The 12,195-nt window shown below is 71.8% G+C and carries 12 protein-coding genes; 7 read left to right on the plus strand and 5 right to left on the minus strand.

Features of this window, described 5'->3' with window-relative positions; all coding sequences use genetic code 11:
- The first annotated feature begins 9 nt into the window (after window positions 1-9).
- From ACZ6C1_RS02265 to cimA, 4 genes are all read left to right on the plus strand, one after another.
- Window positions 10-1,026: an agmatine deiminase family protein gene (locus tag ACZ6C1_RS02265; RefSeq protein ID WP_469236852.1), complete on the plus strand. Its 1,017-nt coding sequence runs from the start codon at window positions 10-12 to the stop codon at window positions 1,024-1,026.
- A gap of 98 nt (window positions 1,027-1,124) precedes the next feature.
- A complete protein-coding gene (locus ACZ6C1_RS02270; protein ID WP_469236853.1) occupies window positions 1,125-1,616 on the plus strand; it encodes a hypothetical protein in 492 nt (163 codons plus the stop codon).
- A complete protein-coding gene (locus ACZ6C1_RS02275) occupies window positions 1,613-2,230 on the plus strand; it encodes a TetR/AcrR family transcriptional regulator (protein WP_469236855.1) in 618 nt (205 codons plus the stop codon). The genes ACZ6C1_RS02270 and ACZ6C1_RS02275 overlap by 4 nt, the downstream gene beginning before the upstream one ends.
- A 281-nt stretch (window positions 2,231-2,511) precedes the next feature.
- Window positions 2,512-4,155, plus strand: coding sequence for a citramalate synthase (gene cimA, locus ACZ6C1_RS02280; protein WP_469236856.1), 1,644 nt, complete (start codon window positions 2,512-2,514; stop codon window positions 4,153-4,155).
- 16 nt (window positions 4,156-4,171) lie between these two features.
- Here the strand turns inward: cimA and ACZ6C1_RS02285 are convergent, their stop codons facing one another.
- The 3 genes from ACZ6C1_RS02285 to ACZ6C1_RS02295 are packed head-to-tail and all read right to left on the minus strand — an operon-like array spanning window position 4,172 to window position 6,626.
- Window positions 4,172-4,534 carry an STAS domain-containing protein gene (locus ACZ6C1_RS02285; protein WP_469236858.1) on the minus strand — a complete coding sequence of 121 codons (363 nt, stop codon included), beginning with the start codon at window positions 4,532-4,534 and terminating at the stop codon, window positions 4,172-4,174.
- Window positions 4,528-5,823: a PP2C family protein-serine/threonine phosphatase gene (locus tag ACZ6C1_RS02290; protein ID WP_469236859.1), complete on the minus strand. Its 1,296-nt coding sequence runs from the start codon at window positions 5,821-5,823 to the stop codon at window positions 4,528-4,530. The genes ACZ6C1_RS02285 and ACZ6C1_RS02290 overlap by 7 nt, the downstream gene beginning before the upstream one ends.
- Window positions 5,820-6,626, minus strand: coding sequence for an alpha/beta fold hydrolase (locus ACZ6C1_RS02295; protein ID WP_469236860.1), 807 nt, complete (start codon window positions 6,624-6,626; stop codon window positions 5,820-5,822). The genes ACZ6C1_RS02290 and ACZ6C1_RS02295 overlap by 4 nt, the downstream gene beginning before the upstream one ends.
- 83 nt (window positions 6,627-6,709) lie before the next feature.
- Between ACZ6C1_RS02295 and ACZ6C1_RS02300 the strand changes: the two genes are divergently transcribed.
- Window positions 6,710-8,050, plus strand: coding sequence for a hypothetical protein (locus tag ACZ6C1_RS02300; RefSeq protein ID WP_469236862.1), 1,341 nt, complete (start codon window positions 6,710-6,712; stop codon window positions 8,048-8,050).
- A 1-nt stretch (window position 8,051) separates the two neighbouring features.
- Window positions 8,052-8,432 carry a nuclear transport factor 2 family protein gene (locus ACZ6C1_RS02305; RefSeq protein ID WP_469236864.1) on the plus strand — a complete coding sequence of 127 codons (381 nt, stop codon included), beginning with the start codon at window positions 8,052-8,054 and terminating at the stop codon, window positions 8,430-8,432.
- Here the strand turns inward: ACZ6C1_RS02305 and ACZ6C1_RS02310 are convergent.
- Window positions 8,410-9,159 carry a transglutaminase domain-containing protein gene (locus tag ACZ6C1_RS02310; RefSeq protein WP_469236866.1) on the minus strand — a complete coding sequence of 250 codons (750 nt, stop codon included), beginning with the start codon at window positions 9,157-9,159 and terminating at the stop codon, window positions 8,410-8,412. The two genes, ACZ6C1_RS02305 and ACZ6C1_RS02310, sit on opposite strands and share 23 nt — an antisense overlap.
- Between ACZ6C1_RS02310 and ACZ6C1_RS02315 the strand changes: the two genes are divergently transcribed.
- Window positions 9,158-10,393, plus strand: coding sequence for an acyltransferase family protein (locus tag ACZ6C1_RS02315; RefSeq protein WP_469236867.1), 1,236 nt, complete (start codon window positions 9,158-9,160; stop codon window positions 10,391-10,393). The genes ACZ6C1_RS02310 and ACZ6C1_RS02315 overlap by 2 nt on opposite strands.
- Here ACZ6C1_RS02315 and ACZ6C1_RS02320 read toward each other — a convergent pair.
- Complete coding sequence (locus tag ACZ6C1_RS02320; protein ID WP_469236868.1) at window positions 10,377-11,867, minus strand: D-glucuronyl C5-epimerase family protein; 1,491 nt, start codon at window positions 11,865-11,867, stop codon at window positions 10,377-10,379. The two genes, ACZ6C1_RS02315 and ACZ6C1_RS02320, sit on opposite strands and share 17 nt — an antisense overlap.
- Window positions 11,868-12,195: the final 328 nt, after the last annotated feature.

The raw sequence follows: 12,195 nt of genomic DNA on the forward strand, positions 1-12,195 counted from the left end.
ACGCACCCCATGAGTACCTTCCGCATGCCCGCCGAGTGGGCCCCCCACGAGCGCACCTGGATGGCCTGGCCGGGACCGAACCCGACCTTCACCAACGACGAGGAGCTGCGCGAGGCCCGCGAGGCATGGGCGTCGGTCGCCCGCGCCGTACGCCGCTTCGAGCCGGTGACCGTGGTCCACGCACCCGGCGACGAGGCGTCCGCCCGAGAGCTGCTCGGCCCGGACATCGGCCTGGCCGAGCGGGACCTGGACGACGCGTGGATGCGCGACATCGGCCCCACCTTCGTCACCGACGGCGAGGAACTGGCCGCCGTGGACTGGGTGTTCAACGGCTGGGGCGCGGCCGACTGGGCGCGCTGGGAGCACGACTCGAAGATCGCCCGCCATGTGGCGGATCTCGCCGGGGTGGCCGTACACAGCTCCCCCCTCGTCAACGAGGGCGGCGCCATCCACGTCGACGGCGAGGGCACCGTCCTGCTCACCGACACCGTCCAGCTCGGCCCCGAGCGGAACCCGGAGTGGACGCGCGAGCAGGTCGAGACGGAGATCCACGCCAAGCTCGGCACCACCAAGGCCATCTGGCTGCCCCGCGGCCTGACCGGCGACTACGGCATGTACGGCACGCGCGGCCACGTCGACATCGTCGCCGCCTTCGCCCGCCCGGGCGTCGTGGTCGCCCACACCCAGCCCGACCCGTCCCACCCGGACCACGAGCTGTGCAAGGCCAACGTGGACCTGCTGCGCAAGCAGACGGACGCCAAGGGCCGCCGGCTGGAGGTCGTCGAGGTCCCCGCCCCGACCGTCCTCCAGGAGGACGGCGAGTGGGTCGACTACTCCTACATCAACCACTACATCTGCAACGGCGGCGTGGTGTTGTGCGCCTTCGACGACCCGCGCGACGAGATCGCCGCGGGCATCTTCCGCCGCCTCTTCCCGGACCGCACCGTCACGCTGGTCGACGCGCGGACGATCTTCGCGGGCGGCGGCGGCATCCACTGCATCACCCAGCAGCAGCCGAGGGTCTGACACCCCACGGGACGGCCGGGGGCGGAGCGGCGGCCCCCGGCCCGTCGCGGGCGGACGACCGCCGACCGCGCGCCGGACGGATCAGGTAGAACATACGGGTGAACGTACTGCTTTGCGTGGCGTGCGGCCGACGGCTGACCGAGCCCGTCCGCCTCCTCCCCGAGGTCCCGGAGCGGCCCGGGTACGACGGAATGCCGGGCGACGACGGCCAACGGCACGCGCCCGCCACCCTGCCGCGCGGGACGTACGCCGTCGACCCGGAACCGAGCGGGGCGCCCTTCGTGCCCTGCGAGGACGAGGACGCCTACACCGGTGCCTACCCGGGCGGACCGTGGATGAGCGAGGAGGGGGCGCTCCTCGTCGCCGCCGGGCCGAGGAACTCCTTCGTCCTGCATCCCGACGACGTCCTGCCCCTGGACTTCCACCCCGGCCTCGACCGCCTCGGCGGCTGCTGCGGACCCTCCGGGGACAAGGGCGTCAACCGCGTCTGCGCCTGTGGGGCCGAGGTCGCCACCGTCTTCGGCGACTGCTACGGACCGTACGAGACCCACCTCGACGCGGACGCCGTCCGGGCGGAGGCCGCCGTATGACCCCGGCCGCACGGCGACGCAACAGCGCGCCGCCCCGAGAAGGGGTCCTCGCCGCCGCCATGGCGACCATCGCCGAGCGCGGACTCGACGGACTGACCATGGCCGGGCTCGGCCGTGAGGTCGGGATGAGCAGCGGACACCTGCTCTACTACTTCCGCACCAAGGACGAGCTGCTGCTCCAGACTCTGGAGTGGAGCGAGGGGCGGCTCGGCGCCCAGCGCAGCGCGCTGCTGTCCCGCCCGGCACCCGTGCGGGAGCGGCTCGGCGCCTACGTGGACCTCTACGTCCCCGACGGCCCGCGCGACCCGCACTGGACGCTCTGGCTGGAGGTCTGGAACCGCTCGCAGAACGCCGACGCCGACGCCCGCGCCCGGCAGGCCGCCATCGAGGGCGCGTGGCACCGCGACCTGGTGGCCCTCCTCGCCGAGGGAATCTCGCGCGGCGAACTGCGCCCCGTGGACCCCGACCGCTTCGCGGCCCGCCTGCGCGCCCTGCTCGACGGCTTCAGCGTCCACGTGGCGGTCGGCATACCGGGCACGGGACGCGAGACCGTGCTCGGCCACGTCCACGACTTCCTCGCGGACACGCTCGTGCCCGAGGCGCCCGCAATGTGAGACCCGGGTCCACCGGGGCTCCGGTCTGTGGCAGACTGCCGACGTGCTTGCTTCCACCATGATTATGGGCAGCAGCGCGCCGGTCCGCAGTGACCACTGAATCGCGGCAGAATCCCCGCGGCAGTGGACACCGTGTCTCAGACCCGCGCGCAGACCTCTCGCACCCGCGAGGGGTCTTTTCGTTTTCCGGCCCCACCACGGCCGGCGACGGCGGCGCGCGAGAATGGGGGCAGGTGGATCCAGGGAGTCCGGAGCCACATCCGACAGGAGCCAACACAGTCATGACCACGGAGACCGACCGTCTTCCTACCGCCGCCGGGGCGAGCGGCTTCCCCGCCGCCGACGACAGCTTCCACGTCTTCGACACGACGCTGCGCGACGGCGCCCAGCGTGAGGGCATCAACCTCACCGTCGCCGACAAGCTCACCATCGCCCGGCACCTGGACGACTTCGGCGTCGGATTCATCGAAGGCGGCTGGCCCGGCGCCAACCCGCGCGACACCGAGTTCTTCGCCCGCGCCAAGCAGGAGATCCGCTTCAAGCACGCGCAGCTCGTCGCCTTCGGCGCCACCCGAAGGGCCGGAGCCACCGCGGCCGAGGACCCGCAGGTCAAGGCGCTCCTCGACTCCGGCGCCCCGGTCATCACGCTGGTCGCCAAGTCGCACGACCGCCACGTCGAGCTGGCCCTGCGCACCACGCTCGACGAGAACATCGCCATGGTCCGCGACACCGTCACCCACCTGCGCGAGCAGGGCCGGCGCGTCTTCGTGGACTGCGAGCACTTCTTCGACGGCTACCGGGCCAACCCGGAGTACGCCAAGGCCGTCGTCCGCGCCGCCTCCGAGGCCGGTGCCGACGTCGTCATCCTCTGCGACACCAACGGCGGGATGCTCCCGGCGCAGATCCAGGCCGTGGTCTCCACCGTCCTCGCCGACACCGGCGCCCGCCTCGGCATCCACGCCCAGGACGACACCGGTTGCGCCGTCGCCAATACCCTCGCCGCCGTCGACGCGGGCGCCACCCACGTCCAGTGCACCGCCAACGGCTACGGCGAGCGCGTCGGCAACGCCAACCTCTTCCCGGTCGTGGCCGCCCTGGAACTGAAGTACGGCAAGAAGGTCCTCCCCGAGGGCGCCCTCCAGGAGATGACGCGCATCTCGCACGCCATCGCCGAGGTGGTCAACCTGACGCCCTCCACCCACCAGCCGTACGTGGGTGTCTCCGCGTTCGCCCACAAGGCGGGCCTGCACGCCTCCGCCATCAAGGTCGACCCCGACCTGTACCAGCACATCGACCCCGAGCGCGTCGGCAACACCATGCGGATGCTCGTCTCCGACATGGCCGGCCGCGCCTCCATCGAGCTCAAGGGCAAGGAGCTCGGCGTCGACCTCGGTGGCGACCGCGCCCTGATCTCCCGGGTCGTCGAGCGCGTCAAGGAGCGGGAGCTCAAGGGCTACACGTACGAGGCCGCCGACGCCTCCTTCGAACTGCTCCTGCGCGCCGAGGTGGAGGGCCGCGCCCGCCGCTACTTCCGCACCGAGTCGTGGCGCGCGATCGTCGAGGACCGCCCGGACGGCACCCACGCCAACGAGGCCACCGTGAAGCTGTGGGCCAAGGGTGAGCGGATCGTCGCCACCGCCGAGGGCAACGGTCCGGTCAACGCCCTCGACCTCGCCATGCGGGCCGGTCTGGAACGGATCTACCCCCAGCTCGCCAAGCTGGAGCTGGTGGACTACAAGGTCCGCATCCTGGAGGGCAAGCACGGCACCCAGTCCACGACCCGCGTCCTGATCACCACCACCGACGGCGAGGGCGAGTGGGCCACGGTCGGTGTCGGCGAGAACGTCATCGCCGCCTCCTGGCAGGCGCTGGAGGACGCCTACACCTACGGCCTGCTGCGGGCGGGCGTCGATCCGGCGGAGTAGGCCGCGCCGGGGCGGCTCAGGTGCTGTCCGCCTCGGCCGCCTCGGCCGGCTCGCCCGCCTCGCCCGCCTCCGCCGGCTCGATGGCGAAGACCTGGTCGAGTCCGACGATGCGCAGCACACGGAAGGTGCTCTCCGGCACCGCGGCCAGGGCGACGTCCGCACGGGCCGTCGTGGCGAGGTTGCGGGCGACGAGGAAGGCGGTGATGCCGCTGGAGTCGCAGAACCGGAGACCGGCCAGGTTCAGCACGAGCCGCTGCCCGGGCAGCAGGGTCAGGCCTTCCAGGGTCCTCCGGAACTCGGGGACCGTGTGGAAGTCCAGGTCTCCGTCGACGTCCAGGACGGGGCCTTCGGCGGTGTGGCGTGTCGTGGTGTTCAGCATGGTGGAGGTGTCGGGTTCTCGTGTACGCGGGCGGGGACGCCCAGGGCGAGTATGGCGGTGTCGTCGTCCAGGCCGTTGCCGAAGCTCTCCAGCAGATCGGTGAGCGCCTTGACGGTGGGTTCCGCGCCCGAGGGCGCCAAGCCGGAGACGTGGGCGAGGAGTTCGTCGTCACCGTAGCGTCCGGACGGTGTGCGGGCCTCGGTCAGGCCGTCGGTGTACAGCACCAGGGTGTCCCCGGGCTCCAGCCGGGCCCGGGCGACCGCGATGAGCGGCGTGGGCAGGATCCCGACGAGGACCCCGCCGGGGGTGTGGACGTAGTGGGCGGTGCCGTCGTCACGCAGCAGCAGGGCAGGCGGGTGACCGCCGCCGGCGAGGGTGATGTCGAACCCGGCCCCGTCCGGACCCGACGCTTCGAGGAGCCCGAAGACGACGGTGCAGTAGCGGGGGTCGTCCCCCGTGTACCGCTCGTACAGGACCGCGTTGAGGGTGCGCAGCACGGCCTCGGGGTCGGGGTCGTTCATGGCCGCGGCACGCAGGGTGTAGCGGGCCAGCGAGGTGGCGGCGGCCGCCTCGGGTCCCTTGCCGCACACATCGCCGAGGAAGAAGGCCCAGCGCCCGCCGCCCAGGGAGAACAGGTCGTAGAAGTCGCCGCCGAGGTGGTCGGGGGAGGCCGTGTGGTAGTGGGCGGCGGTCTCCAGGCCGGGCACGGGCGGGAGTGACGGGGGCAGCAGGCTGCGCTGGAGGACGGCGACCACCTGGTGCAGGTGCTCACGGCTGCGCTCCGCCTCCCGGTGGGCCTCCTCGGCGGCGCGGCGGGCGCGGAGGAGTTCCTGTTCGTAGGCGCGGCGGTCGCGGGCGTCGATCACGGTGGTGCGGATCAGCAGCGGCTCTCCGGCGGCGTCGGTCTTGACGGCGGAGGTGACCAGCACGGGCAGCCTGGCGCCGTCCGCCGCCTTCAGCTCCATGGCGATCCCGTGCACCTCGCCCTGCATCCGCAGCAGCGGTGCGAAGTGGGTCTCGTGGTAGAGCCTGCCGCCGACCGTGAGCAGGTCGGCGAAGCGCTTGCGGCCGATCAGCTCCTCCCTGCGGTGCCCGAGCCAGGACAGGAGAGTGCCGTTGACCTTGGCGAGGGTGCCGTTCATCAAGGTGGACAGGTAGCCGCACGGCGCGTTCTCGTAGAGGTCCTCGACGGAGTCCTCCAGCAGCGGGGCGACCGCCGAGGCCTGCTCCTCGAGTTCGTCGAGTTCGTCGAGGGCGCCGGGGGGCGGGTCCGGTTCCTCCCGGCTCATCGTTCCCCGCCCCCGAGGAAGGCGACGATCGCCTCCACGGTCGCCTCCGGGGCGCTGAGCTGCGGGCAGTGTCCCGTGGCGTCCAGGGTGACCAGGCGGCTGCCGGGGATGGCGGCATGGACGTACGCGCCGACCTCGCGCGGCGCGATCATGTCCTCGGCGCACTCCACGACCAGCGTCGGCACCGCCACCCCGGCCAGGTCGTCCCTGCTGTCGCTCAGGAAGGTGGTGCGGGCGAAGACACGGGCGATGGCGGGATCGGTACGGCAGAAGGCGTTGGTGAGCTCCTCGCCCAGCTCCGGACGGTCGGGGTTGCCCATGATCACCGGAGCCATCGCCCCCGACCAGCCGAGGTAGTTCGCGTCCAGGGACTCCAGCAGTTCGTCGATGTCCTCCTTGCTGAATCCGCCCCGGTAGCCGTCGTCGTCGATGTAGCAGGGGGACGGCGTCAGCAGCACGAGCTTGCCGAACCGCTCGGGTTCCCTGGCCGCGGCCACCACCCCGACCATGGCGCTCACGGAGTGACCGACGAACACGACGTCGCGCAGGTCGAGCTCGCGGCAGATGTCGAGAACGTCCTCGGCGTATCCGTCGAGGGACGCATAGCGCTCGGCACTCCATGCCGTCAGATCCGACTGTCCCGACCCCACGTAGTCGAAGAGCACCACGCGGAAGTCCTCCGCGAGCACGGGCGCCACCAGGCGCCACAGGTTCTGGTCGCAGCCGAACCCGTGCGCGAGCACGAGGACGGGACCGTCTTCGCGGCCGATGACCGAAACACTGTTCCTTCGACGAATGTCCATCCGATCATCCTCCCACTCGGCCCGGTTCCACTCTGCCGCACTGTTATGTCTGCTTTACCCCCTTTTGGGGTAGCGTCGATGATATGAGGACCAGGCCGTTCACCTTTCTGTCGGCCTTGGCGGGGCTGACGCTGTTGCTGCTCCTGGCCCTGGCCCCCGGCGCGGGGGCCAAGGCCACGGGGCTCCAGGACGCGGCCGAGGCGCTGAAACAGGGCCCGGTGTACGTCCACCCCGCAGCCGCCGACCAACTGCCGAAGGCGGAGGCCGACGCGCTCGCGGACACGATCAAGGAAGCCGACAAGCCGGTCTTCGTGGCGGTGCTGCCCGCCACCGCGGAGTTCCCGAAGGACGGCCTCCTCCAGAACCTCCGCACGCAGACCGGCATCACCGGCCTGTACGGCGTCCGCCTCGGCGACGACTTCGCCGCGGGCGCCGACCGTGCCGTGATGTCCAACCAGGCCGTGCAGAACATCGTCCGGTCCGTGCACCAGCCCGGAGTGGACGCCACCACCGAGCTCGACAACTTCGTCGACCAGGCCCTGCCCCAGGTGCGCGGCGACGCGCCCGGCACCTGGTCCGGAGTGCCCGGTGACGGCGCCCCGGTCGCCGGACTGGTCATGCTCGGCGCGGTGGCCGCGGCGGGCGGCGCGACCGTCCTCACCGTCTCACGCAGGCGGCGGCAGCGCCGGGAGCAGCAGGAGCAGGCGGCCCTGGACAAGCTGCGGGTCGTCGTCGACGAGGACATCACCGCGTACGGAGAGGAACTCGACCGGCTCGACTTCCACCCCGCGGAGAAGGGCGCCGACGACGCGATGCGCGCCGACTACGAGCGCGCTCTCGACTCGTACGACAAGGCCAAGTCCCTGATGGGCCAGGCCCGGCACCCCCACGACGTGCGGGGCGTGACCGAGGCCATCGAGGACGGCCGGTACGCCCTGGCCGTCCTGTCCGCCCGCCGCGAGGGCCGCCCGCTTCCCGAGCGGCGGGCACCTTGCTTCTTCGACCCGCGCCACGGCCCGGCCGCCACCGAGGTGGAATGGGCCCCGGCCGGCGGCGCGGCGCGCGAGGTGCCGGTCTGCGCGGCGGACGCCGCACGGCTGGCGGAAGGCCAGGACCCGATGGCCCGGACGGTGGAGACCGAGTACGGCCGGCGCCCCTACTGGGAGGCGGGACCGGCGTACGGCCCGTGGGCCGGCGGGTACTACGGCGGCGGTCTCCTGCCCGGCCTGCTGATGGGCACCATGCTCGGCTCGATGCTCGCCACCCCGGCGTACGCGTCCGAGTACGGCGGCGCCGGTTACGAGGGCGGCGACTACTCGGGCGGCGACTTCAACGCCTCGGACTTCGGCGGCGGCGGAGACTTCGGGGGCGGCGACTTCGGCGGAGGCGGGTTCGGCGGAGGCGACTTCGGCGGCGGGTTCTGAGGTGCCCGCCGATCCGGGCGACGAACTGGCCGACGTCGTCGCCGAGTGGGCGGCCGCGATCGTCGCGAACGACGCCGAGCGCATCGGCGCGTACATGGCGGACGACTGGGTCATCGTGTCCGGCACGGGTGTCTCCACGCGCGAGCACTTCCTGACCCTCGTCGCGTCCGGGGACCTGACCCACTCGGCGATGGAGCTGGTCGGCGAACCGCGTGTGCGGATCCACGGCGACACGGCGCTCTTCACCGGGCGGATCACCAACACGGCCCACTACCGGGGCGAGCGGTTCGACGCCGACGAGTGGACGACGGACGTGTTCCTGCGGCGGGGCGGCCGCTGGCGGTGCTCGCTCACTCACATCACGCCGGCGTCACCCGACTGAGGAGCACGCCGCCGACCATCCGGGCGGGCGGGCACAGCGTCTGGCCGTGCGTCGCGAACAGCTCGTCACGGGACGAGTACCGGCCGAGGTCGCGGCGGACCATGGCGGACAGGTCGTAGGACGCGCAGCCGTCCGTGCCGCACACCGAGCCGTCCCAGTCCACGGCGGTGGAGGACAGGGCCTCGAACAGTGTCTGGGAGCCGGTGTTGGTGAAGCCCCCCGGATCACGGGCGCCGAGGACGTCGAGCGGGGCGTACAGCTCCGAGACGTTCACCCACTCCCCGTCGATGCGGAACTCGGGCCACGCCAGGACGACCGCCTCCGGCACCAGGCGGCGCAGGCGCGGGAAGCGCGGGTACCAGAACGCGCCGTCGACCAGCAGACCGCGTACACGGGTGGCGACCCCACCCGCGCGGGCCACGGCCTCCAGGACCGCCAGCCGCTGACTGCACGAACCACGGCCACGGGCCAGGGTGCGCGAGGCCGGCTGGGCGTCGTTCATCGCGTACACGGGCCGCACCCGCTCGCTGATGAGACGGTGGGCGGAGAGCACGAGCGCGCGGTCCCCGGCGCCCTCGGCGGCGGCGTACGCGTCCGTCAGCAGGCGCTGGATCCCGGCGTGACGCCAGTCGAGGATCCGGGTCGCCGACAGGGAGCCGGGATCGTCGGACCCTCCGGGCCGCGGGCGCCGGTTTCGCCACCACGGAGTCAAGACGGTGCTCGTCATGGCCGGATGCTACGGCACCCGCCGTGCGGGAGCGGAGGAGATGTCCGTCACCTGCCCCGGAGCCCCGTCCGGGAACGCGGACGCCCCGCATAATCGCCGGATGCGCCCCACCACTCCCCGCGACCACCTGAGCAGCAGGGACCGCCTCCCCTCCCTCACCGGGCTCCGCTTCTGGGCGGCCCTGCTCGTGGTGCTGTACCACCTGTCCCGGCAGGCGGGGGAGATCGCCGGGGTGAGCGAGGTCGTCCGGTACGGCCGCAGCGGGGTGACGTTCTTCTTCGTCCTGTCGGGCTTCGTGCTGGCGTGGACGTACGACGGGAAACACATCCCGGCCAAGGTGTTCCTCTGGCGGCGCTTCGCCCGCATCTGGCCGCTCCTGGCCGCCACGACGGTGCTGTCGGTGGCGGCCTGGCTCGCCCTCGGCAAGGACGTGTCCGCGAAGGCCGTCGCCGCCTCGCTGTTCCTCGTGAACGCCTGGACACCCGACCCGGTGATCCTCCGGGGCGGCAACCCGGCGGCCTGGTCGCTCAGCGACGAGGCCTGGTTCTACCTGATCTTCCCGCTGCTGATGGCGCTCCCGGCCGTGCGCTCGGCGCGCGGCCGGCGCTGGATCGCGGTCGCGGCCTGCGCGGGTGTGGTGCTGCTGTGGCTGGGCGGCTCATTGATCGCGGACGGCGGTACGCGGGCGTGGGCGCTGGACTACTTCCCGCTGACGCGGACGCTCCAGTTCCTGCTCGGGGCGGTGACGGGCCTGGCGGTGGCGCGGGGATGGCGGCCGCCGATCGGGCTGTGGCCGGCGGTCGCCCTGGTGCTCGGCTGGCACCTTGCCCTGGTGCCGTGGTCGGCCGCCGTACCGGACGCGCTCTGGTACGGCCCGTACCAGGCCTCGCAACTGCTCGCCACGCCCCTGTTCGCCCTGCTGGTGGCGGCTGCCGCACGGGCCGACCTCGACGGCCGGGCGACCGGCCTCGGCGGTACGTGGGCGGTACGGCTGGGGCACTGGTCGTACGCCTGGTACCTCGTGCACGAGATCGTCATCCGCGTCCTCGTGGGCCGCGCCGACGACACGGCGACGGCCTGGGCGCTGGTGCTCGTGACGAGCCTCGCCCTGTCGGCGTGCGCGTACCACTGGCTCGAGCACCCGCTGGAACGGTGGCTGCGGGCGGTGGGGCCGGGGGCCCCGGGGCCGGCCATGAGGCCGGCCCCGGGGCGGTGGTTCAGCGGCCGTCGGTGAGGACCTGGTTCGCGGGGAGCCAGTAGCCCGCGAGCTCGCCGGCCGAGATGCGGCACATCGCCCGGCCGTTGACGACCGCGCGGCGGTCGAACTGGAACAGCTGCGCCGCCTCGGACTTCAGCGTCTTCGTGGTGCCCGTGGCGTTGTTGGTCCCGAAGTTGTACGCCAGGACCTCACGGCCCGCCGGAATCGTCAGCGTGCGCTGCACGCGGTAGGTGAACGGCTGGTGCTCGCCGCGCAGGAACACGTTCGGCCACGCCTCGCCGATCCACATGCCCTTGTAGGCCCCGGCGCTGATCCGGTACCAGATTCCGGCGCCCTGGATGCGGCGCCGCTTGTCCACCGGTGCCTGGGTGGCCTTGGTGAAGGTGACCTTCTTGGTGCCCAGGATCTTGTCGCTCCCGGCGCCGGTCTTGGAGTTCTCGTAGTACTCGCCGGTGTCTTCCTTGGTCCCGTTCGCGAGCGTGACGACCTTCGTGTCCACCCGGTAGAGCGTGTACGTGCCCGGGGCGATGGCGACGACCGATGCCGCCTTCACGCCCGACGCCGGGGCGTCGTCGATGAGCATGTCCAGCTGGTGGGCGAAGACGGAGCTGTTGGTCTGCCAGTGCAGCTGCATCCACAGCGTGATGTGGTGGTGGTGGTACGTGGGCGCCGGGATGCGGTGGGTCTGGCAGTAGTACGAGAACTTGCGCTCGTTGCGCAGCAGCGGGAAGTAGCGGGCCATGGTGGTGCAGGCGCCGTCGTAGAGCTGCGCGGCCAGTTCATTGCCCGTGAGCTGGTAGTAGTCCCACAGGCCGAACATGGCGAAGATCATGCCGTTGTACGTGTAGTCGCCGGTGCCCGGCGTCTTGAACGGGTACTCCTGGATCCACAGGTAGTCCGAACGGTCCTTGTTCACGACCCACGGGTAGGCGTTGTCGGCCCGCAGCAGCGAGGAGAAGGCGCCGTTGGCGGCGGTGGTGTAGAGGGTACGTTCCTGCTCGGTGATGCCGTCCAGCATCGCGAGCTGGGCGAACAGGCTGATCGCCTCGCCCTGCGCCATTCCCGAGTACCACGGTGCCTTGTAGTCGACGCCGCCGTGCTCGGCGTGCTTGTAGTCCCACGGGTAGGGGAAGTACCAGGCGCCCCGGGTCTGCACCCGCTTGGTGATCAGGCGGTTCGCCTGGTCCTTGGCCCGCTTGAGGAACAGGGCCTTGCGGGTGGGGTCCGTCTCGGTGCGGTAGCTGGTGATGCAGCCGAGACCGAACTGGATCTGGCCCACCGGGTGGTCGTAGCCGACCCCGCCCGGCTTGGTGCTGCCGGGGGCGGGCTTCCAGTACATGTACACACCCTGCGTGTTCAGGTGGTACACCGACGACAGGGGAGGCGTCACGTTCGCCCACGCCGTGGGCCGGTTGCGCCACGGCCGCAGGGACTCGGGGAGGTCCTTGATGATCTTGTAGCCGTTCCGCTTGAACTCGAACGGCAGCACGGTCGGTATGTCCTTCTCGACCGCACGGGGGTCCGGACTGCCGTCCGCATACGGAATGCGCCGCGGCGAGCTCGGTATCGAAGCAGTGCCCTCGTCTAGCGGGTCGGGCAATGGCGGCATGTCTATATCATAAACTCCGCCCACCTGACCAGGCACGCTGAGAGCGAGCGAGCGAGGCATGTTCCCGAACGGGTCGGGCGTGGGCTTGTCGAAGACCCCCGTGGCCACCGCGGTGAAGGTCCCGCCCCCCACGACCGCCGCACCGGCGGCGGTGCCGCCCGCCAGGCGTATGAACCGTCTGCGGCCGACAGCGGCGCGCCTCTTACCG

The organism is Streptomyces sp. NPDC041796, from assembly GCF_055590785.1.

Excerpts from the sequence above, each read along its gene's own strand:
- ACZ6C1_RS02265 (WP_469236852.1), top strand. The coding sequence starts at position 10 with ATGAGTACCTTCCGCATGCCCGCCGAGTGGGCCCCCCACGAGCGCACC.
- ACZ6C1_RS02275 (WP_469236855.1), top strand. The coding sequence starts at position 1,613 with ATGACCCCGGCCGCACGGCGACGCAACAGCGCGCCGCCCCGAGAAGGG.
- cimA (WP_469236856.1), top strand. The coding sequence starts at position 2,512 with ATGACCACGGAGACCGACCGTCTTCCTACCGCCGCCGGGGCGAGCGGC.
- ACZ6C1_RS02285 (WP_469236858.1), bottom strand. The coding sequence starts at position 4,534 with ATGCTGAACACCACGACACGCCACACCGCCGAAGGCCCCGTCCTGGAC.
- ACZ6C1_RS02290 (WP_469236859.1), bottom strand. The coding sequence starts at position 5,823 with ATGAGCCGGGAGGAACCGGACCCGCCCCCCGGCGCCCTCGACGAACTC.
- ACZ6C1_RS02295 (WP_469236860.1), bottom strand. The coding sequence starts at position 6,626 with ATGGACATTCGTCGAAGGAACAGTGTTTCGGTCATCGGCCGCGAAGAC.
- ACZ6C1_RS02300 (WP_469236862.1), top strand. The coding sequence starts at position 6,710 with ATGAGGACCAGGCCGTTCACCTTTCTGTCGGCCTTGGCGGGGCTGACG.
- ACZ6C1_RS02315 (WP_469236867.1), top strand. The coding sequence starts at position 9,158 with ATGGCCGGATGCTACGGCACCCGCCGTGCGGGAGCGGAGGAGATGTCC.
- ACZ6C1_RS02310 (WP_469236866.1), bottom strand. The coding sequence starts at position 9,159 with ATGACGAGCACCGTCTTGACTCCGTGGTGGCGAAACCGGCGCCCGCGG.